The organism is Clostridia bacterium (genome assembly GCA_017620395.1).
GTDB lineage: Bacteria > Bacillota > Clostridia > Oscillospirales > RGIG8002 > RGIG8002.
On record JAFZQJ010000030.1, the window covers coordinates 22,821 to 47,129 of the forward strand.

Here is a 24,309-nt window from a genome sequence, read left to right on the forward strand (position 1 = left end):
TTATCCGCGGCGGCGGACGCGCTGGGTCAGTCTTTTTCGGTCGTTTTGTAGTAGCAGGCCTTTTCGATATACATCATCTCGTCCGACTCGCGCAGCATATCGTCTATCGTCTTTTTGCCGTCGGAGTAGCTGTAGCCGACGGAAACGCCGTATTCCGTTTCGGCGACGTTTTTGCGGATGCGGTCGGCGAGCGCGGCGACCTCGTCGCGCGGGACGCGGCGGCAGATTATCACGAATTCGTCGCCGCCGACTCTGTACGCGGACTCTCCGCGGCGGACGGCGCGCATGAAGCAGACGCCCAGCGTAATCAGGCCTTCGTCGCCCGCGGCGTGTCCCTGCGTGTCGTTGAGTATCTTAAGGCCGTTCATATCCATCGATACGAGCGCGGTAATGCTCTCCGGATTGCTCTCGATATCCGCGTAGTACGCCTGGCGGTTGAGCAGTCCCGTCAGCGGGTCCTTCTTCGTGACCTGAATGATGAGGAAAACGTAATACACGAAGAGCGCGAGGGCGATGGTGGTGCAGAAAATATGCGAGAACGCGGGCCCGAGGAAAAACGGCAGGACGACTCCGGAGGTGAGCGCGATCGCGAGGAAGACTATCGGCATGATCTCCGCGGCGCGTTTGTTGCTGTTTTTATACAGCACGTACACCACGAAGACCGAGTATACCGCCGCCGCAACGAACGGCAGCGTGCCGAGCGGTCCGCGGTGAAAGACTCCGTCCTCGCCGACGCTGAAAACGATCCCCGTGAATATCGACACGATATCTATAACGGTGAGCGCCGCGGCGGGAATGAAGACCGCCGGGTTCGGCTTCTTGACGAGCGAATAGATGACCTGCGCGATGATTATCGGGGTCGCGCTGTAGCGGAGCGCCATGAGCAGCGTACGCGCAAGGGCGTATGCGCCGCGGTCGGCGAGATAAAACTCCGTGAAGACCGCTATCGACAAAACGAATATCTCGACGAGCATGGCGTAAAAGTGCCTGACCGTCCTTTTTTCCAGAAAGACCGTTACCTTGAGCGCGATCGCGAACGCGACGATGATCAGAAGCAGCGCCCAGTTCTGAAGCAGGTATTCTTTTATCATAAAATCCCTCCTTTACGCCGCGGCGCGGCGCGAAAACGGACGTCCGGTTATCCGGCGAGCGAAGCGGCGTATTCGTTCAGCACGCCGCCGAGTATCGCCATGCCGCGCTCGATCTGTTCGTCGCTCGGCGTGGAGTAGTTGAGTCTGATGAACGGCACGTTCTCGCCCTCTTTGACGGAGAACGCAAGCCCCGGCACGACGGAAACGCCGCGCTCCTTCGCGAGCGCCGTGACCGCAAGCGCGTCGCTCCCCTGCGGGAGCGCACACCAGGTGAAAAGGCCGCCCTGCGGCTCGGTCATGGTCACTCCCTCGGGGAAGTATTTTTTCGCGCCCTCCGCCATCAGCGCGTATTTGCGCCCGTAGATGCGGCGGATCTTCGCGATGTGCGCTTCGATGTGGCCGGCGTTGACGAAGCTGTCGACTATCATCTGCGCGAGCATATTCGTGTGCACGTCGGAGCACTGCTTGGCGACGGTCAGCTTCGCGATAAGCTCAGGCGCGGCGGCGACGAAGCCGACGCGCAGGCCCGCGGAAAGCACCTTCGAGAAGGAGCCGCAGTAGACGACGCGGCCGTCGGTATCCATGCTCTTTATCGTCGGCACGTCCGCGCCGGCGAAGCGCGTTTCGCGGTAGGGGTCGTCCTCGAGGATTATCGCGTTGTATTTGCGCGCGATTTCGTAGAGCTCGGCGCGGCGGGCCGCGTTGGCGGTGATGCCGGTCGGGTTCTGGAAGGTCGGAATGAGATAGACGAGCTTCGCCTTCGCGTCGGAGGCGAGGGCGCGTTCGAGCGCGGCGGGGTCGGCGCCGTCCGCGTCAAGCGGCACGCCGGTCAGCTTCAGCCCGCAGGAGCGGAAGGCGTTCAGCGCGCCGATGAAGCTCGGGTCCTCCGCGACGACGGTGTCGCCCTCGTTGCACATGACCTTCGCGGTAAGCTCTATTCCCTGCTGAGCGCCGCTGACGACGATCAGCTCGTTTTTCGTCATATCTATTCCGCAGCGCTCCTCGCACCACTTCTTCAGCGTTTCGCGAAGCGGCGCCCAGCCCTCGCTGATGCCGTACTGAAGCGCTTCGACGGGGCGCGACTCCAGTATCTGCTCCGCGGCGCGGCGGACGAAGTCCGACGGGAAGGACTCCGCGGCGGGGTTGCCCGCCGAGAAGGGCACGTTGTTTTTGCCCGCGTCGGATTTCAGTATCTCCCTGACCGCCGAAGGCTTGAGGGAGGCGAATTTGTCGGAAAAGTTGTACTGCATGCTTTCACCTTCATATTGCACGCGCCTTTGCGCATACGTATGGTATTATATAGTAAAGTATAGCACAACGTCCGGCGTAATTCAAGTCTAAATTGCGAACGCGGATAACGGCAGCCGGCGTCAATTTTCTGTTGTAATTTTGCCGCGGACGCGGTATAATAGAAATGGCGGAACGGCAGCGCGCCGCGCCGCTCAATCCACCGAAGGAGCGATTACTATGGAATTCAAAAAGATCCTCACCACGGAGCTTGACGGCGTATTTGAAACGGTCGGCAAGCGCCATTTTCTGCTCGGCGCGGGAAACGCCGCCGACTGCAACATGATGACCTGCAGCTGGGGCGGCCTCGGCGTGCTCTGGGATAAGGACGTCAGCTTCGTCTTCGTGCGCCCGTCGCGCCACACCTTCGGCTATATCGAGAACGAGCTGAAGTATTCCATCTGCCTATTCGACGACGAATACAAGCCCGCGCTGAACTTCTGCGGCACACACTCCGGACGCGACTGCGACAAGGCGCAGGAAGCCGAGCTCACGCCGATCGACCTCGACGGCACCGTCGCCTTCGCGGAGGCGCGTACAGTCATCGTCTGCGAAAAGCTCTACTTCGGCGACATCACGCCCGAGCAGTTCCTCGAATACAACCTCCGCCGCCACTATCCCGACGGCGATTATCACAGAATGTATATCGGCGAGATCAAGGCCGTCTATACCAGATGAGCCGCGAGCTGACCGATATCGGATACGTCCGCGAACTGCTGCAGCGGCACGGCACGCGCACGAAGAAGGGGCTGGGGCAGAACTTCATCGTCAACCCCTCCGTATGCCCGCGCATGGCGGGGCTGTGCGGCGCGAAGCCCGACGGCGGCGCGCTTGAAATCGGCTGCGGCGTCGGCGTGCTGACGCGGGAGCTTTCACGCGTCGCGGGCAAGGTCGTCTGCGTCGAGCTGGACGCCTCCCTCTTCCCCGTCCTCGGCGAAACGCTCGAGGGCTTCAGAAACGTCGAGCTCGTGCAGGGCGATATACTCAAGGTCGACCTCGACGCGCTGATACGCGAAAAATTCGGCGATATGCCGGTCGCGGTCTGCGCCAACCTGCCCTATTATATAACGACACCCGTGCTGATGCGGCTGCTGGAATACGGAAACCGCTTCACCGCTCTTACGCTTATGGTGCAAAAGGAGTTCGCGCAGCGCCTCGCGGCGAAGCCCGGCAGTTCGAGCTACGGCGCGCTGACCGTTTCCGCCGCTTACCGCGCGAAGACGGAGCTGCTTTTCGGCGTTTCCGCCGGCAGCTTCATGCCGCCGCCGAAGGTGGACTCCGCCGTCATCCGGCTGACTCCCTACGCCGAGCCGCCGGTGAAGGTCAAAGACGAGGCGGTCTTCTTCGCCGTCGTCCGCGCGGCCTTCGGGCAGCGGCGCAAGATGCTCTCGAACGCGCTCGGCTCCGCTTTCGGCAGGGAGCGTGCGCTCGCGGCGCTGAACGCCGCGGGGATCCCGCCGACCGCGCGCGGAGAAACGCTGAGCGTGGAGAAGTTCGCCGCGATAGCGGACGGGATGGCGTGAGCGCAGGCGCAGGCGCGCTGCGCTTGCGCGGCTAAATTCACGGCTTACGCCGTGAGCTAAATTGCGGCTTTGCCTGTCTGTCATCCTGAGCGGAGCGACCAACGGGAGCGCAGTCGAAGGAGCTCACGGAGCGAAGCGGTCCCGCCTGTCATCCTGAGCGGAGGCGAAGCCGGAGTCGAAGGATCTTAAAGACGAGGCAGTGTTAAAAACAAAAGTGTGTATTCGGAGCGGACGGTAATGATCCGTTTCCGAATACACACTTTTTTCTTTTATTATGCCGTTACCTTCAGGATCCTTCGACTTCGTGACGCTGACGCGTCACTTCGCTCAGGATGACAAATCGACCGCTGCGCTGCAACACCTCATCAGTCGCCTGCGGCGACAGCTTCCCCTCAAGGGGAAGCCTTTGCGGACGAGCGATGCTCGTCCCTACGGAATGCGGCTATGCCGCCGACAAGCCGCAAAGGACTGAAAATCACCGCTTTACTCGCGGCCGCGGGTGACGAAGTCGACGTTATGCGACTTGCGTTCGATAAACTCGATGTAGTCGCTCAGGCGCAGCGGGGCGGAGTAATGGTAGCCCTGGATGACCTGGCAGCCCATCTTCTTGAGCATTTCGAGCTGGTCGAGCGTTTCGACGCCCTCCTGCGTGACCTTCATTTTCAGCTCGCGGGCGACGTTGATGACGCTCGAGAGGACCTTCGTGTCGCGGTCGGCGGAGAGGCCTTTTTCCAGGAAGAAGCGGTCGAGCTTGATCTCGTCCATCGGCAGCTGCTTCAATATACTGTATGAAGAGTAGCCGGTTCCGAAGTCGTCGATGGAGCACTTGAAGCCGTTTTTGTGCAGGGTGTTGACTATTTCGCGGAGCATATCGTAGTCCTCGTAGGCGAAGGACTCGGTAAACTCGAGCGTAAGGAAGCCGTTGGCGATGTTGTGCTTATTCTTGATGTTGATATACTGCTGCAGGAAGTCGCTCTCCATCGCGGAGATGCGGGAGACGTTGACCGAAACGGGATAGAGACGTTCGCCGCGGTTCGCGGCCTCTTCGATGTATTCGCAAACCTGCTCGTAAACGTAGAGGTCGAGCTTGACGATGAAGCGGTTCGCCTCAAACAGCGGAATGAAGACGCCCGGCTGCATGTATTCGTCCTTCTCGGGGTTGTACCAGCGGACAAGCGCTTCGCATCCGTCCGGCGCATCGTTGGCGATGTTGTACTTAGCCTGATAGAAGACCTGGAACTCGCGGTTGCGCAGCGCGCTCTCCATGTGGACTTCGATGTATTCCGCCTGCGCGTGGGACGCGTGGATCTTGTCGTTGTAGATTCGGAAGGAGCCGAAGTCGTAGGGGAAGTTCATGGAGCCTTCCGCGTCGACCGCCAGGTCGATCATCTTGCCGACGTCGTCGACTATGCCGGTCTGGGTGCGGTAGATACCGCCGTAAAGCGTGATGTGGTAGCCGACCGGCAGACGCGCGTTATAGTTCGAGGCGAGCTGAGTGACCGACTTCAGCTTATCCTCTATCATCTTGAAGTCGCGATAGTGCATAAGCATCACGAAGCGGCCGTCGCCCATATAACCGTAGGTTTCGTCCAGCACGAGCATACGGGAATAAAGCAGTTTCAGATGCTGCAGGATCTGGGTGACGGTCTCGCCGCCCATCTGGTCGTTTATGTAGTTGAAGTGTCTGAGATTTATGGTGACGACTGCGAACGCGGTCGCTTTGTTGCGGCTCAGGATCTCGCCCGCGACACGCTCGAACTTGATGCGCGTCGGGCATTCGAGAACGGGGTCGATATCGTGCATGAGCGCGAGCTGACGGCGGGCGCGGATACGTCCGATGACGTTCGTCACGACCAGCACGAGCAGCAGCGCCGCGAATATCATGATGACGCTGAGTACCGTTCTGACGGTGGAATAGCCGGTGCCGTGGAGGTCCTCGGCGCGGTAGACGGAGACGACCGCGAAGGGAACGGCTCCGCTTTCAGTCAGGCTGCTGACGCAGATGACGTGCCGCTCGTTCGAGATCTCCGCCTGGAAGACCTGCGAGGTGGACTCGTAGACCGCGGTGCGCATCCCGTCGATGATGCTCTTGTCGTTTATCTGAGGACGGAGCGCCTCGTAGATGTTGTTGTGCTCATAGAGCCCCATATCCTTCTGCGAAAGGATATTGATTATCTCGCCCTCGCCGGAGGCGACGCAGGTAAGGCGCGAATCGGCGAATATCTCTTCGTCGAGCGATTCCGGCGGGAACGCGACGACGTCGAAGACGGGGAAGTAGAAGAAAACGATGACGTCCGCGTAGGCGCAGCCGTCGACCGCGACGACGAACGCGACGCCGTTGGGGTTGATCTCCTGGTCGGAGACTATGCCGGCGCAGCCGGAGCGGCGGCGCGTAGCGAGCTCGAGGACGGATTTCGTCTCGAGCGTGGTGTTGAACTCCGCGCCGCTGACGCGGTATTCGCTGCCGCCCTTGAAGTAGCGCAGGCGCAGGTTCGTCACGCCGAACTGCGAGCTGACGTTGCGCAGACGGACGTTGAACTCCTCCTCGCTCTGCGCGGCGCCCTGGACGATGTACTTCGCCATCTGCTCGGACTTATCCTGATAGGCGTCGACCGCCTTGTAAAGGTGGGTCTTCATCTCCTGCGAATAGCGCATGCCGACGATGCCCGCCTCCTGATCGATCTGGTCTGAGTAGTTGAACACCATGACCAGTCCGCTGCTGACGAGAACGGCGGATATCAGAACGACAAGCAGTATCAACAGACCGCTGCCGAAGCTGCGTTTTTTCTTCGAGGCGATCTTTTTTGTGTTTTCGGTTTTGGGAGTCTTGGTTTTTGCCAAAGTGTACCTCCGGAAACGTGGTGTGCGCGGCACGGTGTCATTCCGAGGAGCCGCAAACGCGCCGACGAGGAATCCCCTTCCCTATGCAGACGGCTGCGAAAGGTGTGGGGTCCCTCGCTTCGCTCGGGATGACAGGCGTTGGTGCGAAGGTGCGAAGCGACGGCAAGACGGAGGGAGAGATAACGACAACTCTCCTGCTTATCAGGCGCTATGCCGGAGATGAGGGACAGATTTACGCGGAACGGCCCGACGTCTGCAAACAGAGTTCCGCTTAACGAATCTCGGCATTATCTCTCCCTCAGTCTCAACTTGCTTCGCAAGTTTCGACAGCTCCCTCCTCAGAGGGAGCCGAGCCGGCGCGCTGCTTATCCGAGTGCCTCTAATTCTTTCATAAGCTCATGAAGCCTGTTGCGTTCCGCTTCGATCTGCTCGGTGAACTTGTTGAAGAAGTCGACGTCGTCGTCCTTCGGCTCGGTCTTCATCAAAATCGCTTCGACCAGCGCCGCCTGCGAACGGGTGCGCTTCTGCTCGAGCTCCGCGATCGATTTCTTGCAGTTCTCGATTTCTTTTTTGAGCTTCATCTTTTTGAACATTTCGGTTTCCCCTTTTATGTGAAATGGTTGTTTACGTGCCGAACGCCGTTTATTCCGTATCCTTCTGCTCTTCCGCAGGCGGAGCCGCGGCTTCGGCGGCTTTCCTCGCCGCTTCCGCCTTCAGCTTCTCGACCTCAAGCGCGACGAGCGCGTCCACCCGCTCCTGCTCGATGCGGTCCGCTTCCTCCTGCTTGCGCTTCGCGGCGCGGGTCATATCGGGTACGTATATAATAAGGAAGATAACGAATATCATCGTGAAGGTTATCATTATCCCCCGCGTCGTCGAAAGCACGCGCCCGAAGGAGGTCATAAGCGGCAGATTTTTCTCGTATATGCCGAGGACGTTCGCCGCCTTCGCGGTGTACTGATCCTGGATGATATTGTTGTCGCCCTTCGTGACGAACTCCGCGCCGCCGTTCAGTATCTCAACGACGCGGTGCGTGTTGTAGGCGCCCGCGATGGAGGGATCGTCCGACTTGAAGACGATAACGTCGCCCGTCCTGACCTCGCTCGCGGCGGCCTTTCGCACAAGTATATAGCTGCGCTCCGGTATCACCGGCGCCATTGATTCGGTCTTTACCCACATCGCCGTCCTGCCGAAGATGAAGGTCACCTTGCCGCTCATATTCGAGAAGAGTATGAACGCGACAAGCACCATCATCCCGACGACTACGGTGTAGCCGACGATCTCAAAGACGCGGCGGAAGATGGATTTTTTCGGCTTTTTCGGGGCGGGCGCGGGGGCGGTGCCGTCGCTGTCATTCCGAGGAGGCAACGCCTCCGACGAGGAATCCCCTTCCTCGGGCAGGGATTCTGCTTGGGGCGTGGGATCCTTCGCTTCGCTCAGGATGACAGCGTCCGCGGCGTCCGCGGGAATCCCTCCCTCAGTCTCGGACGGCGAGCCGTCCTCGACAGCTCCCTCGTCTGAGGGAGCTCCGCCTGCGGCGGGGGCTTCCTCTTCCGCGCGGCTGCTTCCGGCGGGGGATCCGTCGCCCTGCGGGCTCAGGATGACAGCGTCAGCGGCGGGCGCGGGGATCCCTCCCTCAGTCTCGGACGGCGCGCCGTCCTCGACAGCTCCCTCGTCTGAGGGAGCTCCGCCTGCGGCGGGGGCTTCCTCTTCAAAGGGCGCGGCGGCGGCGGGGGCGGCGGCGTCCTCGGGGACGGCTGTCATTCCGAGGGCTTCGCCGGAGGAATCCCCCTCCTCGGGCAGGGATTCTGCTTGGGGTGTGGGATCCTTCGCTTCGCTCAGGATGACAGAAGGAGCCGTGAGATCCTTCGACTCGCTTCGCTCGCTCAGGATGACAGCGTCCGCGGGGGTATCCTCTTCAAAGGGCGCGGCGTCTTCTTTGGGAATATCGTTATCGGGGTTATGTTTTTCAGACATACTAACCCCTCTTTCTCGCGTTCAAACGGTCAAGCGCGGCGCGGCGTTTCGCGCCGTATTCCGCGCTGCGTTCGCGGACGGCGGGGGCGGCGGTGCCGTGTACTATGCGGCGGCGGCCTCCGGCGGCGGAGACGCGCGGAGCGCGGTAGGTATCGGCGGCGTTATCGGCGCCTCTTTCGGCGGCGGCTTTCGCCTCCTCCTCCGCTTTCGCGGCGGCTTCGGCTTCCTGCTGCGCGATATACTCCTCTATCGCCTTGCGCCTGATCTCTTCTTCTGCGGCGGCGCGTTCCTCCTCAGCCTTACGCTCCTTCTCTTCTTCGGAAACGTACACGGGCGCGGCTTCGGGCTCCGGCACGGACGGGTGAGAGATGATCTTCTCATCCTCGGGCGTAAGCGCCTCGGCCGCGGCGATCGCCACGTCGAGCGACTCGAGCATAAGCCTGTCTTCGGGCGTGAGCGTCACGGCGCGCTGCTGCGCGGGCGGCGGCGCGATCTTTTCCGGCTCCGCGGAAACGTTGAACTCGTCCTTGTCGGGCGCCGTCAGCTGATCTACGATGCGCGGATTATAAACGTCCTCCGCTATACGGGTGTCGAGCGTGCTTTCCGCGTCGAATTCGTTATTTATATTATATCTGAAGATAAGATACTGCAGCGCGAGGGTGGAATAGAGCTCCTTGACGTAGGCTTCGTCCACTTTTTCGAGGTTCTCCTGCACGAGCATGCTGTATCCGGCCTCTTCGTAGGACTCGATGAACTGCCAGAGCGCGAGGCACTGGCGCAGATTTTTATTCTTCAGTATCGCGTTCGTGCGCATGACGGGCGGGCGGATGTAGCTGCGCCCCATATCCTGCACGAAGGTAGAGTTGGCGTAGGTTGTGACTACGTCGTTGAGCTTGACGACGCGGCGCCACAGATCGGTCGTGTGGGTATAGTTCCGCTCGACGCGGTCCTCCTCGCTCATCGCGGGCTCCGCGATCTCGACGCGCATATTCACCTTGACCTTTGCGGTGCCGTGGAAAAAGCTCTCGTTGAAGTCAAGGGACGTCGTCTTCTCGTCCTGCCCCGCCTTCTGAGCGATCTCGTAGCGGCGGTTGACGAAGGCGTAAAGCCTGCTGATCAGCGTATTGATGAACTTGTTTTCGTAGGTCTGGATCGTCTCCTCGCGGTAGACGTTGAGTATCTTCGATGGGGTTATCACGCCGTCCTCAAACTTCGAGATAAGGTTGGTGTGCTGAGAAAGATGCTGCAGCGAACGCACGGAAATGTTGCGCGAAAGCTCGATCGGCACGACCTCCTCGCGCTCCTCGATGTACTTGGAGGGGTTGCGGATGATGACGTCAAGCGCGGGCAGGACGTCCTCGATCGCGTTCACCCACGTTTCGTCGATGGCGCGGAGGATATAGCGCTTTTTCAGTTCGATGGAGGCGTTGCCGTCGCGCATCTTCTCGAGGATCGTCGGGAAGACGTCGTAGTCCTGCATCATATTGTCAATGAAGAAAGTCGCGTCTTCATAAACGCGGCTGAAATCATTTGACTTCTTTTTGGCTTCTTCAGGCACGGAAAGGCCTCCTTTCGTTTGGTATTGCTCACTGCGTGAGCAGCGAAACCGGCGCGATGCGAAGCATCGCGCCCGTAGGGACGAGCATTGCTCGTCCGGGGATTGACGCGAAAGCGCCGCGAAAGAAAACGAAGCGTAGCCCACGTTTCCGACTGCACACTTTCCCGATAACACGACCGTTACCGACAAGATCCTTCGACTCCGGCTTCGCCTTCGCTCAGGATGACAACGTATGCAGATGGCTGCGAAAGGTGTGGGATCCCTCGCTTCGCTCGGGATGACAGACGTTTCCGCGTAAATGCGCGGCGCGTAAAAACGAGGGATTTTCGGACGATTTTCGCCGCGGAAAGCAGAACACGGAAAAGCGAGGGATTTTCAGGTGATTTGCGGCGCGGAAGGACGACGGCTAGGCTATTGCCTGCCGAGGACGACAAGCCGCAAAGGACTGAAAAGACCCGCTTTTAATAGGACATCTTCTGGAGGCGCTGCAAATACTCGATGCACTCCTTCATCGCGCCCTTGCCGAAGAGGTTGTCAAGGTAGGCGATCAGGCCGCGGATCTCGTCGCGGATGAGGGAAAGGTTGAGTCCCTCGAACTTACGGAAAACCTTGGTCGCGAGGATGTAGTCGATACCCTCGACCTCGGTGCCGCCGCAGGCGACGTAGACCGGAACGAATATGCGCAGCTGCTTGATGATACGGTTACCGAAAGCCACGCGGAACTTCTCGATGACGTAGAGGTCGAGGTGGCTGATGTTCTGCAGCATTTCCTCGCTGACCGGATGCTCCTCGATCGCCTTGCTGTAGAGCGATTCGACGTAGGAGTAGCTGATGTTCTTCGCCTTGGTTTCGGGGGCGTCGAACGGAATACCCTTGCTGTCGAGGTTGATGACGAGCGCACGGTCGTAGACCTTGTCGGAAACGGCGAAGGTCGAGTCGTCGTTATTCGCGGTACCGATGTACCAGACGTTCTGCGGGATCTGCAGCTTGCCGTCGATCAGGTGGTTCGGGTCGCCCGGCCAGGTGGACGGAACGAGCTCGATCTTCCATTCGTCGGCGTTCGGCATTTCAAGGATGGAGAGCATTTCCGCGAAGTAGTACTCAACGCGGGCTATGTTCATCTCGTCGAGGATGATGATGTTGATGTTGTCGTTGTAGGACGCCTCGTAGATGCGCTTGAGGACTTCGGTCTCGTTGAACTTCTTGGTGAATTCGTTGAAGTAGCCGAAGAGCTCGGTGCGGTCGCGCCATGACGGCTGGACCGACGCTATCGTCGCGTCGTTGAGGAAGTATTTGCCCATTATGTAAGGCAGCGACGTTTTACCTGTACCGGAAATACCCTGCAGGAGTATCAGCTTCGTGGAAGCGAGGCCGGCGATCATCAGGCGTATCGTCTTGATTTCATAGAAGAGGCGCGAGTTGAAGCACGCGAAGTTGCGGATGTCGTCGCAGAGCTGCTCGAGGCTCATCGAGCGGTCGTACTCCGGCGGCACGTAGTATTCGTACTTCTCGTCGACTGCGGTCAGACGGAAGAAGCGTCTGCCCTCCAGATCCGGTACGTTCGAGCCTTCGCCGCCTTCGCCGGTACCGCCGGTACCGCCGGCGGTGCTCGCCGCGGCGATCGCCCCGGCTTCGTTGCTGATGCCTTCCAGCGTTTTCTTGATCTCTTCCATGGACATGCCGGTCGGGTCGAACTTCATCGCGAGGATGTGTTCCTTCTCGGCGGTCAGCTTAATGACGTCGCGGTGCAGATCGGCGATCTCTTCAAGCAGGTCTTCGTTGCCGACGAGCGTCTTGCGAAAGCGCAGGTATTTGCGTATTCCGAGCACGATGAGGAACACGATCGCAAAAAAGATGCCGTAGGCAAGCAGGATCGTAAGTATGCACAGGATCCAGCCCAGAATATTGAAGTCCCCTTTGTACCTCGACAGCTGGTCGAATATCATCGGGAAATTGAAGAGCTGGAAAATTCCTATGAACAGCTTTGAAATACCGGTCCATAAGCCTTCGAGAATAGTCGTCATGAAGGCAAAAAACCAATTCATAAATGCGTCCATTGATCAACAACCTTTACTAATGGATTGCCGCCTGCGGCGGCAGGTAGCCCGCTCTTTCCGCGAGCGGGGGATTCGCCGTCCGGGGGGTGTATCCGCGCCGTCGGCGCGGGGTCGGGAGGCGCCTGAAAGGCGCTTCGAAATAACTTAAAACAACAGCAAAAAGTCAACTTTTGGATGCAAACTGCACGCAGTTATCACACCCTCGCACCTTTCGGGCGCGGGGAAAATGCGTGTCTCGCCGTGAAACCGGCAAAGAATCTGCCGGGTTTCACAAAATATAAATGAATAAATCGAAAAGTCTGAAAACGCGTCGGATTGGCCGTATTACTCCGGCTTTATCTCCTCAACGGCTTCCTCGGCTTCGGCCTTGACCTCTTCGACGGCTTCTTCCGCCTTCTCTTCGACGGATTCGACAGCCTCTTCGGCCTTCTCTTCGACCTCGGCTTTGACCTCTTCGGCCTCGGCTTTGACCTCTTCGGTCTTGGCGCCGCCCTGCTGCTGTCTGAGGTACTCCTCGATCGCCTTCTGCTTGATGGCCTCTTCGTCGGCGGCGGTGATCTGCTTCTTGCCGGCGTTCTTGACCTTCAGGAACTTGCGGATGAAGACGACCAGCTCAAAGACGAAGAACGCGACCAGCGGCAGAACGATGACTACCAGGAATCCGGTTGACGTCTGCAGGAAATCGAGCACTTTGCCGACTCCGGGGAGACGCGTGCCGGTGTACTTGCAGATGACCGCGGTCCAGGATATCGGATCGTCGTCCTTCTGGTTCGTTTCCGGGTTGTCGCCGCGGGTGACGTACATGACGTCGTCGCCCGTTCCCTGAACCTCAACTATACGGTGGGAGTTCAGGGCGTCGTGGAACTGTCCGTCGTCGCCGAGTATGGAGGTCTTGAAGGTGACGATGTCGCCGACCTTCAGCGCCTTCTGCTCTTCGGGCTGGAGCTTCCTGCCGATAATGATATCGCCCTGGTTGAAGCCCTTTTCCCAGCCGTCCTCGAGCACGAGCTTGCCGTCCTTGACCGCCTGCTCGCCGGCAGCGCGGTTCATCGACTCGGACTGAACGGTCAAGATCGCACGCCCCGCGATGGCGGGAATGCCGTCGGCATTGGACTGCGCGGCGAACGCAAGCACGGTGGTCAGCGCAGCGAAGATGATAAATATCCATATAAGGACGTTACCGACGATGCGCAGCACCTTTTTGGCAGTGCTGTTTTCTGCTGTCTTTTCAGTCTGCATAGTTGACTTTCCTTTCTATGTAAGTCTTTTTGCTTATGAATCTGATATATTCAACGCCGAAGCGCGAATAACACGCCTATGCGTCCGGAAACACGCGGTTTCCCGGACACAAGTACCCTTTTAGCCTATGGTATACGATATGTAATTGTAATTATAATATATAATTGCGGATTTGTAAAGAGAAAATGTGAAAAAACGGTTAAAATTTTCGCTCCGGAACGCGGAAAACCGCGGTTTCGGGACAAAAGCGCGGGTTTGTCCGCGGAGAATTCAGAACCGCGCCGGAAGACGCGGTTCTGACGGTGTACGTTATCGCCTTTGCGGGCGCGTGAACGCTTACGGCGAGGCGTTTGTGACTATTTCCTTCGGCACGTCCTTCTCGAGCGTGACGCCGTTGATGATCACGGCGGCCGGGTTCGCATCGGTGTTCACGGTGAAGGTCGCTTCGTTCGCGGTGGTTCCGCCGGTGTTGATGACGCGGGTGGTGCCGGAGTAGGTGTTGATCAGCTGCGTGCCGTAGGCGTAGATATCCTCGGTAGAGGTGAGGGTCACGGTGTAGTTGAGCGTCTGAGTCGCGGAGGTCGAGCCTGCCGGGATCTTCGCGGACGTGCCGCCGGAGACGGAGGTCGTCAGCACGGGCTCGGTCGTGCGGGTGATGTTGCCGCCCTCAACGTAGGTGAAGTAGTAGGCGATGTTGGGACCGTAAACCGAGGGATAGAAGATATTTTCGCGGAAGCCGTTTGTCATATCGACGACGGCGTACTGGCTGAGCGTCACGTTCTCGACCGGCGTATCCTCGGCGGTGAAGGTCTGCATATAGACCGACGTGTTGTCGCCGAAGTTGACGTGGACTCTATCGTCCGGCACGCTGATGCTCAGCAGCGTGATGACTTCGTCGAAGACGATGTTGAAGCCGCCCTCGGACGCGGCGCGGATGATGCGCGTCTTCATATTCTCATGGCCGGCGTAGGCGTAGGTGAAGGTAACGATCTCGACGAAGTCCGCTTCGACGTCCGTCAGACTGACGCCGCCGTAGACGGTGACGGTGCGGTTGCCGGTGCGGACGCCGTTTTTGTCGAAGGTGTCGAGCGTTTCGACGCGGAGCTTATCGACGTTGTGGGTGTCGCGGCCGGTATCGGTGATGTTCTCGACCGATCTGACGACGTAACCGTGCGGGAAGTATTCGATGGGATCGCCGTTGCTGTTGGAAACGGTGATCCTGCCGCCGATGTAGGTCAGCTCGGTGTTCGTTTCGGAGTTATAGACGACGGCGTTGCCGTTGCGGACGAAATCGTAGGAGCCGTTGTAGGCGCCCGCGAGGGCGATGGTCGCGGTCTCGTAAGGACGCTGCGCGTCGTAGCCGCCGCCCGCGGTGAGCTGGACGCCCTTGGGCAGCGTGACGTCGTAATCCTCTTCGGTGAAGCGTTCGGTGATCGTGACGCGGTCCTTATCCTCCGCCATACCGCCGTTGGCGGCGATGTCGAGGTAGAAGAGGTACGCGCCGTCGCTGCCGGGAACGGAGCCGAGCGCGAACTCGCCGCCGTTGACCGGGATCTCGAAGTAGTAGACGGCGTTCTGCACCATCGCGGAGCCGGGGTTCGTCATGCGAACCATATCGAACGCGATGGAACCGCAGTCGGAGGCGGATTTGCCGTCCGAATAGGTGCCGTCGGCGTATTTATAGATGAAGTCGTCGCCTTCGCGCGGCTTGTATATCTGCGAGATTTCTTTGATCTCCTTCAGATCGTTGGCGTTCTTGTACCCCGCGACGACCTCGGGATCGTCCGCGGCATAGCGGAAGATGCGGTGCAGCGAGAAGAAGGAGGTGTTGCCGCCGTAATAAGAGCCGGCGAAAACGGTGATGAAGCCGCGGCGCTTGACGTGGAAGTCGATGGAGTCGTTCGGGACCTGGAAGTTCGTGTATTCCTCGCTCTCGATGTACGCCTTCGGCAGGGTGACGTATTTATTGACGTCGATCGCGGCGTCCATAAAGTGCAGACCGTAGATATACCGCGATCCCACGAACGTATCGCTCATCGACTGGCGGGCGTCCTCGTAGCGCTTGAATCCGAGGGTGCTGAAGTTTATCTTTTGAGAGGCGGCACTGGAAATGTTAGCATTGACCGAGTTATTGTTCGCGTTGAAGCTGTCGGAAACGCGGTACCAACCGCTGTAAGTTCCGTTATCCACGCCGGTGATTACCTCGAGGCGCGAGTCTGCCGTGGCATTGTACGTATAGTATGTGTTACCCCAGTTTCCTGATTGAGTCCAACCGTTTGTTCCGTTCGTCGCAGTACTGATATTATCCGCGGAATACTGCGATACGCGGATATCGCCCCGGCCGCTGGATGAAGCCGGCGAGATACCGCCGGCGACGATGTAGCCGGTGTTGGTATCGGGGTTCGCGGCGTACGGCGAGGACTGGATGACGTTGATCGGGAACGCGGAGGCGTAGGTGGAGCCCTCCGTCGTCGTTCCGTCGTTGCGGAGAGCGTGGACGTCCGCCGCCGTAAGGGTAAGATCGGCGCTGCGCACGTCGGTGTAGGTCAGCTCGGTGTGAGTATCCTGCGGAGTATAGGTCAGCGTCGAGGGGCCCTGCGCGGTAAAGACCGTTTCCGCGGATACGGCGGAGGCGTCTTCTTCGGTTTCGTAGGCGTGGCCGGAAACCGTCACGGTCGCGGGAGTGAAGGTGATTTCGGTGCGGGTGATGCGGTCGTTGTTGTTTCTGCTGTTTCTGGACGTCCAACCGTTGTTATACCGCAAATAGTAGTTGCCGCCGCTGTTACGGATATAGTAATAGTAGTTATAGTAGTTATAATATTGGGATTGTGTGCTGTTATTCGATATTGACGCGCTGCCGTTTCCGACGACCAGATAACGTGTCACACCCCTCGCCACTGTTGAAACAGTAGTGCTGGTTGACGCATTTCTGCCGGGCGTCGTATCATTGGAGAAAGACCAAAGAACGGCGTTGTCGTCGGAGTTCGACGCGTTCAGCGCGGGATTTGCGGCGTCGGAAACGTTCAGATAATAGCCTCCGGAGCTCTCGATCGTATAATAGTTCTTGCTCGTATCCATCAGCTTGAAGGTGTTGTTTTCAAGCGTCAGGGTATAGGTCACTTCGGCGTTGTCGACCTGAAGCGCGCAGGTAAGGTTGTTTCCGGAGTATTCCCACGCGGTGCCGGAATCGTTCTCGTTCGTCGTGACCGCGAGGTTGGTGGTCGAGCGGGTCTGGACGTTCGCAAGCAAACCGCGCAGATAATACGTCGTGTTGCCGCTGGTCATGTAAATCTTGCCGGTCGCCTCGTTATAAACCCAGTCGGTCGCGTTGTTCGCGCTGTTTCCGGTGGAAACCGCCGTGGTCGAAGCGTTCAGATAGTAGGTCGTGTTTCCGGAACGCGCGGAAATCGGGCCGCCGCTCACGGCGGAAGTGCTGACGGTCCAGTTCGTGCCGTTGAAGACGACGTAATAGGTCGTGTTGTTCGCGGTGAAGGTCAGAGTCTTGTTCGCCGCGTTATAGGTGAAGTTCGTGCCGTTGGCGGCGGTGCTGAGCGAAAGCCCCGTCGTCTGCGCGCGCAGGTAGTAGTTCGTCGTTCCGACGACGGTGTAAAGCTTGTTTCCGTCCGCGAGCCAGTAGGCGGGCGCGTCGGCGGAATTCGTCACCGCGTTCGTGCCGTTCGGAGCGAGATAGTCGTCTCCTGAATGTACGGCGACGAGGTCGAGCGACGGATACGCCTTCCATCCGTCCGAGAAGACGAGATACCACGGCGCGTTGTTATAGGTATAGCTGAGCGTTCCGTCGCTGTTCCGCGTCCAGGTCGTCGACCGCGTGGTCGAGACCGAAACGTTGGCGCCGGAAGCGTTGAGGTAATAGGTGTTGCCGTTATAATAGGTGCTGATCGCGCCGTTGTCGAAGACCCAGCGCGTCGCGGCGTCCGCGTCGGTTCCGGAGCCGACCGCGGTCGTCGAAGCGATATTCAGATAGTTGCCGTCCTGCGAGATAACGGAGGCGTCGGCGTAGGGATAGACCTTCCACTCCGCGCCCTCGCGGTAGAGATACCACGTTCCGTTATTGTAGGTATAGGACATGTGCGCGGCGCCGTCGCGGGTCCAGACCGTTGACGCGGTCGTTCCGAGCGAAAGCGTATTCGTCGCGTTGAGGTAGCGGATCGTTCCGTTTACCACGGTGTAGAGATGGCCGTTATCCGCGTCCCACACCCAGTCCGCGGCGTTCGCGGCGTTCACGGCGGCAAACGCCGTGCCGTTGACGCCGAAGTAGTAGCTGCCGTCGGTCACGCGGTAGGCGGTCTCGGAGGGGAAGCAGGACCACGCGCCGTTCGCGTAGCGGAGATACCACTTCACGCCGGCGTTGTCGGTGAAGTAGAGCGAGTTCTCCGTCTTCGTCCAGGAGGTGCTCCTCGTCGTGCTGAGCGAAACGGCTCCCGCGGCGCTCGAGTTAAGGTAGTAGACGTTGTTGTTGTAGAAAACGCTTATTCCGCCGGTGGTCTCGTCGTACGCCCACTCCGCGGTATTGCCGGGGTTGTTCGCAACGCCGTTGACCGTGGTGTTTCCGCTTCTGTTGAGGTAGTAGCCGTTCGAGCGGATGCGGAAGGTCTCCTTGCCGGGATAGACCGACCAGCCGTTGTTATAGGTCAGATACCACGTGTGGTTGTTGTAGGTGTAGCTCAGCGTATCGTCCGCGTTGCGCGTCCAGTTGGTCGTGGAAGCGGTCGTGCCGACGGAAAGCGTGTTGTTGTTCCCTCTGTTGAGGTAGTAGGTGCTTCCGTTGGCGTTGGAATAGGTGTAGAGGCGGCCGTTTTCGAGCACCCAGCCGTTCGCGGCGTCGGCGTCCGCAGTCGACGCGAGGGCGTTCGCGGAGCTGAGGGTCATGTAGTTGGCGCCGTTGGAGACCTTGAAGCCGTTTTTGATCTCGCCCGTGTAGGACATGTTCGTAACGGTCATCGTCTCCTGATACATGTAAAGGAAGTTATCGTTTGTATTGTAGTAGTAATACATTCCCGACTCGTCGGAAGAATAATAACGCGCGGCTTTTGGGGGGATGTTCTGATTCTGGTTGGCAGTGATTGAGAAAGTACTCGACGTCGCGGTGGTGACGCGGCTGACCTCGACTCCGTGCTCGTCGCGGACGACGGTCTGCGCGGTCGGGTAAGCGGTCGTCGGCGTTCTGTTACCGGTGAGGTTCGACCTGACGTCCGTCAGACGGGTGAACAGGTTATCCATCTTTACGCTGCCGCCGAAGCCGGGGCCCTCGTCCTGCAGATTTTTATACATGACGTTCTGCGTCTCGACGGGCGCGGCGAGGGTAACTCTCGTCACGTTCAGGTCGAGGCGGTAGGGCTCGGTGCAGTAGCCGACAAGGCCGTAGTCGGACTGGTTGGTCGTGCCGCCGCCGCTCTCGGAGGCGGGCATGCCAAGCGCCGAAACGCCGCTGCCGACGGTCACGGTGGAGTTCGCGACCGCGACGCCGTTCATGACGCCGTTGACGTAGCCCGCGGCGACGCCGACGAGGGATTTGTTCTCCGCCGGCGCGGTGGACTCGATGGTCACGGTGTTCAGCGTGAAGTTCTCGACGCGCGCGGTGTGGTTGTTCGCGTTCGCGGAGCCGTTATACTCGCCGACGACGCCGAAGAAGCCGATGATCTGGTCTCCGGTCGTGCCTTCGTTCGGGATATCCGTAACGGTGTTCGCGTTCGTGACGGTCAGATTCGAGATGGTGTGGCCGTTGCCGTTGAACTCGCCTATGAAGGGGTATTCGGCGGTGCCGCTCGGGGGAAGCACCCACCCGGTCATATCGAGGTCTTCGGAAATGTAGAAGTAGACGGGCTCGATCTCGCCTGTTTCCGGATCGGGCTCGTTGAAATATCCGAGGTTCTGCAGCCACGCGAAATAGTAAAGCTGCAGCGGATATCTGATTTCGAAAGCGCAGCCGGCTTCGCTTGTCAGCGGATTGCCCTGGCTGTCGTAGCCGTGGGTGGGGTTGCCGTCCGCGTCGTAGCTGACGTTGTACTGCTGCGTCGAGGTGCCGTCGCCGCTCTCGAAATAGGACTTGTGCACGTAGGAGGTCGCGCCGACAGTCGATTCAAGAGAGTTGCTCAGCCATGCGTAAACAGCCGACGTCGTCAGCGCCAGCAGGAAAAGCAAAAGCACAAAGCTCGAAGCGAGCTGCTTTTTCGCAAACTTTTTCAACTATCGTCACTTCCTTTCCGTGCAGATTAGTGGGGTTCGCCCTTACGAATGGCTGGCCGCGATCGTCATCAGGTCGTTGCTCAGTTTGATGACCTGGCCGACGCTGGTGATGTCGCCGTTGAGCGTGGCGTCGTAAGCGCCGTATTCGCGGAGCAGCGTTTCGTCGTAGGTGACGTAGACGTAGACGTTGAGCGTTTCGTTCACGCCGTCGCCGTCCATGTCGTTCCAGTCGGCGGCGGTGTAGTCGATGGAAAGCGTTACCGAATCCGCCTTCGTGTAGCGGTCGGGATCGCCTTCGTCGCCGGTGACCGTCGTGAAAACGTTGGTCGTAGCGTCGTTCACCGTCTGCGACTTGATGACCTCATAGAGGGTGGAGTCGTTGCCGTAGGGCAGGTTGTCGATGTTGCGGTAAAGCGTGGTAGGGTCGTCGCTGTAGATGCCGGCTCCCTTGACGATGGTCAGGCGCATCAGACTCGAAAAGAGGTTGTTCAGCGCCGCGAGCTCGGAGCCGTTGGCTATCGTGCCTTCGTCCGTGGTAATGCTCGCCGCGAGGTTGCGGCCGATCGTGAGCGCGATAGTTCCCGACTGCGGGAGATCCTCCTCGCCGGTCAGAGCGACCCTGATGACGGCGGGGGTGTAGCGGTTGCGCTGACGGAATATCAGGTCGTACTGCGGGACCTGGATATCGGTGATGGAATCCTCCCCTACTCCCACGGCGTTTTTCGCGTCGTAAAAGTAGTGCGAGTATTCGGCCTCGACGTCGTCCTGATAGGCGGTGACCGCCATGCCGTTTCCGTCGACTTCCTTGTTCTGCGCAAACCATCCGAAGGCGGAGTTCAGATAAAGCAGAATGACGCCCAGCACGAATAAGCCGAGCAGGATCAGCGAACAGATCCTCGCGGCGAACCAGATGTTCTGCTTTCTCGTGAAATACTTCGGCACTCTTTTCTTTCACCTTTCTGTACGCGCACGCTCCGCACGCGCGTGTTTCAGCCGTTAAAAAAAGCCGGCCTGCTGCATGATTGCAACTGGCTGACTCGTGGAGTCCCTGTAGCTTTGCGTCACCGGATCGCTCCGGCTTTGCCAAGTTTTAGGTTGTGTTTTTGTTGCAGGCTGTCATTCCGAATGAAGTGAGGAATCCCCTTCCCTTTCCGACCTGCTGCCTTGGCTCCCTCTGACGATGGAGCTGTCGAGGGCGGCGATACGCCGTCCGAGACTGAGGGAGAGATAACGAAAGTTATCCTCCTGTCAAAACTTTGCTCCGAAGACGAGCTGCCGTTATCTCTCCCTCCGTCTTGCCTCGGTTTACACCTCGGCAATCCACCTCCCTCCTCAGAGGGAGGCAAGACCGACCGGCTGCGGTCGGCGGGGGTCCCTCGTCGGCTCGCGCCTCTTCGGGACGACAGGTTTGCGGAGTCTTCCCTTTCCGACCGGCTGACGTCGGCGGGAACTCCACGGGGCGTGCGCCTTCGGCGCGTGAACGCGGGCCCTCCCGCGTCCGTTCGCGGCTGAGCCGCGCCGCGGCGAAATACCGATCGCCGCTTTTGGCAAAGCAAAACTTTTCTTACAAGACCCGCGATACGTCTTCTTCCACACACTCAACGCTCCGCGCCGTACTCCTCCCCCCGCGGGGGGAACCGGGGCGCACGCCGCCTGCGGCGGCGGCCGAGGGAGGAAAGTCTCCCCTTCCGTCAAAGCGTTCCGGCGGAGAAAGGGCTCTTCCCTTCCTCCGTCACTCACGGGCCCGCCCGTGAGCGCCGCCTCCCCGTCTGAGGAAGGCAGCTTGCGGGGTAATAAAAACAGCCGCTCGGTTCGCGCTATGTCGAACGTCGCAGCTGGCTACCCCGGTGGGGTCCTGTAGCTTTGCGTCACCGGATTGCTCCGGCTTTGCCGATACTTATACTATATGCAATCGTATTATAACATAGTACTATATATAAAGCAAGTGTTTTTTTCAAAATCGAGCCGATTTTTTTGATTTTTTTCGACTCAAAACCGCTATATATATATTAATAGCGGAATTAGCGCGGTTTTTTTTCCTTTTTCGAGAGCGGAATCGCGGTATAATATTATATTTTCGTATCCTGCCGGAAAGGAGGGATCGGACGTGAAAATGACGCCTTCGGAGCTGCACGCGGAGGCGAACTGCCTGCTCGCCGCCGCTTACGCGAAGCGGCTGCTCGAGCGCGGCGCGCTCACCGAAAGCGAATACGCCTCCGTCTGCGCGGCGCTGCGCAGGCGCTTCAGACCGCTGCTCGCCGCGCTGCTTTCCGGCGAAGCGCCGGAGCAGCAATGACGCCTTCGGCGTCAGTGAAATTGACACTTCCGCAGGGGCGGCGGCCGAGGAGACCACAGGGGCGATTATCAATCGCCCGCGCAGTCACGCAGCCGTGCCGCAAGCGCAAATCGTAGGGACGAGCATTGCTCGTCCGGGGATTGATGCGAAAGCGCCGCGAAAGAAAACGAAGCGTAACCTCCCGTTTCCGACTGCACACTTTGCCTTTCACACGACCGTTACCTTCAAGATCCTTCGACTCCGGCTTCGCCTTCGCTCAGGATGACAGGCCTCCCCTCTCCCCGCCCCCGCACTCAAACCACACCACGAAAGGAGCGAACACCATGCCGCAAGTAACCGTAATCGAATCCACGCCCGCGCCGGAGCGCGCGGAAGCCGCGCCGAAGCCGCGCCGCGTCGCCGCCTACGCACGCGTCTCCACCGAAAAGGACGAACAGCAGACCTCCTACGAAGCCCAGCGCAGCTACTACACGCGCCTGATCGCCTCCCGCCCCGACTGGACGCTTGCGGGCGTCTACGCCGACGAATACTCCGGCACCGGCACGAAGAAGCGCGACGGCTTCCGCCGCATGATCGAAGACGCCCTCGCCGGCGGCATCGACCTTATCGTCACGAAGTCGGTCGCCCGCTTCGCGCGGAACACGGTCGACAGCCTGACGCACATACGCCTGCTGCGCGAACACGGCACGGAGGTCTACTTCGAGAAGGAAAATATCCGCACCTTCGACGAAAAGGGCGAGCTGATGCTGACGATACTTTCGTCGCTGGCGCAGGAGGAGAGCCGCTCGATCTCCGAGAACGTCACCTGGGGCATGCGCGAAAGCATGCGGCGCGGCAACGCGTGGGTGCCGTACAAGTCGTTCCTCGGCTACGACCGCGCGCCGGACGGCTCGATGGCGGTGAATCCGGAGCAGGCGGCGGTCGTGCGCCGCGTCTACGGACTTTTTCTGGCGGGGCTCACCCCCTACGGCGTCGCCCGCACGCTCGAGGGCGAAGGCGTACCCTTCGCGGCGGGGCGCGAAAAGTGGTACGCCTCCACGGTGCTGAGCATACTGCGCAACGAGAAGTACAAGGGCGACGCCCTGCGGCAGAAGACCTACTCGAAGAGCTATCTGACGAAAGAGCGCGCCGTCAACAACGGCGAGCTGCGGAAATACTACATAGCCGGACACCACGAGGCCATCGTCTCCCCCGCCGTCTTCGACCTCGTTCAGCGGGAGCTGAAGGAGCGCGAGGGCGAGCCGCGCGCGGCGGAGGGCGTTTTCGCGCGGCGTGTGTTCTGCGCGGAGTGCGGCGGCGTCATGGGGCGCTTCACGCGGAGGCGCGGAGGCGCGGAAACGCGCTCCCTGCGCTGCTCCGGCCGCAAGTGCGGACGCTGCTCCGCCCCGCCCGTACCCGAGGAGGAGCTGAAGGCGGCGTTCGCCGCGGCGTGCGCGGCGCGGTTCGACCTGAGCGCCGCGGAGGCCGCCTGCGCGGAGGCGGTATCATCTGTCATCCTGAGCGAGCGCAGCGAGCCGAAGGATCTCACGCCGTCATCTGTCATTCCGAGGAGCCGCGCAAGCGCCGACGAGGAATCCCACACCCTTTCCGACCGGGTGCGTGAGGAGGGGGATTCCTCGGGCTTCGCCATCGGAATGACACCTCATCCGTCGCCGCCTTCGGCGACGCCACCTTCCCCTCAAGGGGAAGGCTTGGCCGACCGGGTGCGTGAGGATGGGGCGTTGACCGCCGGCCTCCCCTGTGCAAGGGGAGGTGGCGTCCGAGGCGAAGCCGGGGACGACGGAGGGGTTGTGCAATCAAACGGCTGCTTTGAGGAAACCGACAACCCCTCAGTCTCGCCCTGCTTCGCAAGTCTCGACAGCGTCTCACCGCGGGCTCGGTCAGGCCGCGGCTCTGACAGCCCACCGGGCTGTCATTCACTACCGCGGCCTCCGCTTCGCTACCCTTGCACAGGGGAGCCAACGCGCGCGGCGGGGGATTCCCCGGGCTTCGCCATCGGAATGACACCTCATCCGTCGCCGCCTTCGGCGACGCCACCTTCCCCTCAAGGGGAAGGCTTGGCCGACCGGGTGCGTGAGGAGGGGGCGTTGACTCCCGCGCTCCCCTCTCCCCCGCCGTTTGACGAAACGCTCTTCCGCTGCGTCGTTGAGCGCGTGACCGTCTCCCGCGCGGAGACTGTCTTCACCTTCCGCGACGGCAGCGTAATCGTCCTCCCGCGGTGACCGAACGCGTC

14 protein-coding genes and 2 riboswitches are annotated in these 24,309 nt (G+C 59.8%); of the genes, 4 read left to right on the forward strand and 10 right to left on the reverse strand.

Features of this window, described 5'->3' with window-relative positions; translation table 11 throughout:
* Positions 1 to 26 precede the first annotated feature (26 nt).
* Both J5441_06945 and J5441_06950 read right to left on the reverse strand, forming a co-directional pair.
* Complete coding sequence (locus J5441_06945) at positions 27 to 1,091, reverse strand: diguanylate cyclase (GenBank protein MBO4934882.1); 1,065 nt, start codon at positions 1,089 to 1,091, stop codon at positions 27 to 29.
* A 47-nt stretch (positions 1,092 to 1,138) separates the two neighbouring features.
* Positions 1,139 to 2,341: a PLP-dependent aminotransferase family protein gene (locus tag J5441_06950; protein ID MBO4934883.1), complete on the reverse strand. Its 1,203-nt coding sequence runs from the start codon at positions 2,339 to 2,341 to the stop codon at positions 1,139 to 1,141.
* A gap of 217 nt (positions 2,342 to 2,558) precedes the next feature.
* Between J5441_06950 and J5441_06955 the strand changes: the two genes are divergently transcribed.
* Both J5441_06955 and rsmA read left to right on the forward strand, forming a co-directional pair.
* The gene (locus J5441_06955; GenBank protein ID MBO4934884.1) at positions 2,559 to 3,056 is read left to right on the forward strand and encodes a flavin reductase family protein; all 498 of its coding nucleotides are present in this window, start codon (positions 2,559 to 2,561) and stop codon (positions 3,054 to 3,056) included.
* Positions 3,053 to 3,901, forward strand: a complete 849-nt coding sequence (gene rsmA, locus J5441_06960; GenBank protein ID MBO4934885.1) for a 16S rRNA (adenine(1518)-N(6)/adenine(1519)-N(6))-dimethyltransferase RsmA — start codon at positions 3,053 to 3,055, stop codon at positions 3,899 to 3,901. Before J5441_06955 ends, rsmA begins: the two co-directional genes overlap by 4 nt.
* Positions 3,902 to 4,384: 483 nt before the next feature.
* On the opposite strand, the gene J5441_06965 is transcribed toward rsmA, so the two are convergent.
* From J5441_06965 to J5441_07000, 8 genes are all read right to left on the reverse strand, one after another.
* Entirely contained in the window at positions 4,385 to 6,742 is a 2,358-nt protein-coding gene (locus tag J5441_06965; protein ID MBO4934886.1) for a GGDEF domain-containing protein, read from the reverse strand.
* A 365-nt stretch (positions 6,743 to 7,107) separates the two neighbouring features.
* Positions 7,108 to 7,335 carry a hypothetical protein gene (locus J5441_06970; GenBank protein ID MBO4934887.1) on the reverse strand — a complete coding sequence of 76 codons (228 nt, stop codon included), beginning with the start codon at positions 7,333 to 7,335 and terminating at the stop codon, positions 7,108 to 7,110.
* A 49-nt stretch (positions 7,336 to 7,384) separates the two neighbouring features.
* Positions 7,385 to 8,719 carry a signal peptidase I gene (locus tag J5441_06975; protein ID MBO4934888.1) on the reverse strand — a complete coding sequence of 445 codons (1,335 nt, stop codon included), beginning with the start codon at positions 8,717 to 8,719 and terminating at the stop codon, positions 7,385 to 7,387.
* A gap of 1 nt (position 8,720) precedes the next feature.
* Positions 8,721 to 10,277, reverse strand: coding sequence for a DUF2357 domain-containing protein (locus J5441_06980; protein ID MBO4934889.1), 1,557 nt, complete (start codon positions 10,275 to 10,277; stop codon positions 8,721 to 8,723).
* A gap of 461 nt (positions 10,278 to 10,738) precedes the next feature.
* The gene (locus tag J5441_06985; protein ID MBO4934890.1) at positions 10,739 to 12,334 is read right to left on the reverse strand and encodes a hypothetical protein; all 1,596 of its coding nucleotides are present in this window, start codon (positions 12,332 to 12,334) and stop codon (positions 10,739 to 10,741) included.
* A 324-nt stretch (positions 12,335 to 12,658) separates the two neighbouring features.
* Positions 12,659 to 13,573, reverse strand: coding sequence for a signal peptidase I (locus J5441_06990; protein MBO4934891.1), 915 nt, complete (start codon positions 13,571 to 13,573; stop codon positions 12,659 to 12,661).
* A gap of 336 nt (positions 13,574 to 13,909) precedes the next feature.
* Entirely contained in the window at positions 13,910 to 19,780 is a 5,871-nt protein-coding gene (locus J5441_06995; GenBank protein ID MBO4934892.1) for a hypothetical protein, read from the reverse strand.
* A gap of 42 nt (positions 19,781 to 19,822) precedes the next feature.
* Complete coding sequence (locus tag J5441_07000) at positions 19,823 to 20,722, reverse strand: hypothetical protein (GenBank protein MBO4934893.1); 900 nt, start codon at positions 20,720 to 20,722, stop codon at positions 19,823 to 19,825.
* A gap of 78 nt (positions 20,723 to 20,800) precedes the next feature.
* Positions 20,801 to 20,875, reverse strand: a riboswitch (cyclic di-GMP riboswitch).
* Between the two features lie 732 nt (positions 20,876 to 21,607).
* A riboswitch (cyclic di-GMP riboswitch) is annotated at positions 21,608 to 21,682 on the reverse strand.
* Positions 21,683 to 21,887: 205 nt separating this feature from the next.
* On the opposite strand from J5441_07000, the gene J5441_07005 reads away from it, so the two are divergent.
* Entirely contained in the window at positions 21,888 to 22,076 is a 189-nt protein-coding gene (locus J5441_07005; protein MBO4934894.1) for a hypothetical protein, read from the forward strand.
* A gap of 323 nt (positions 22,077 to 22,399) precedes the next feature.
* A complete protein-coding gene (locus tag J5441_07010) occupies positions 22,400 to 24,298 on the forward strand; it encodes a recombinase family protein (protein MBO4934895.1) in 1,899 nt (632 codons plus the stop codon).
* Positions 24,299 to 24,309: the final 11 nt, after the last annotated feature.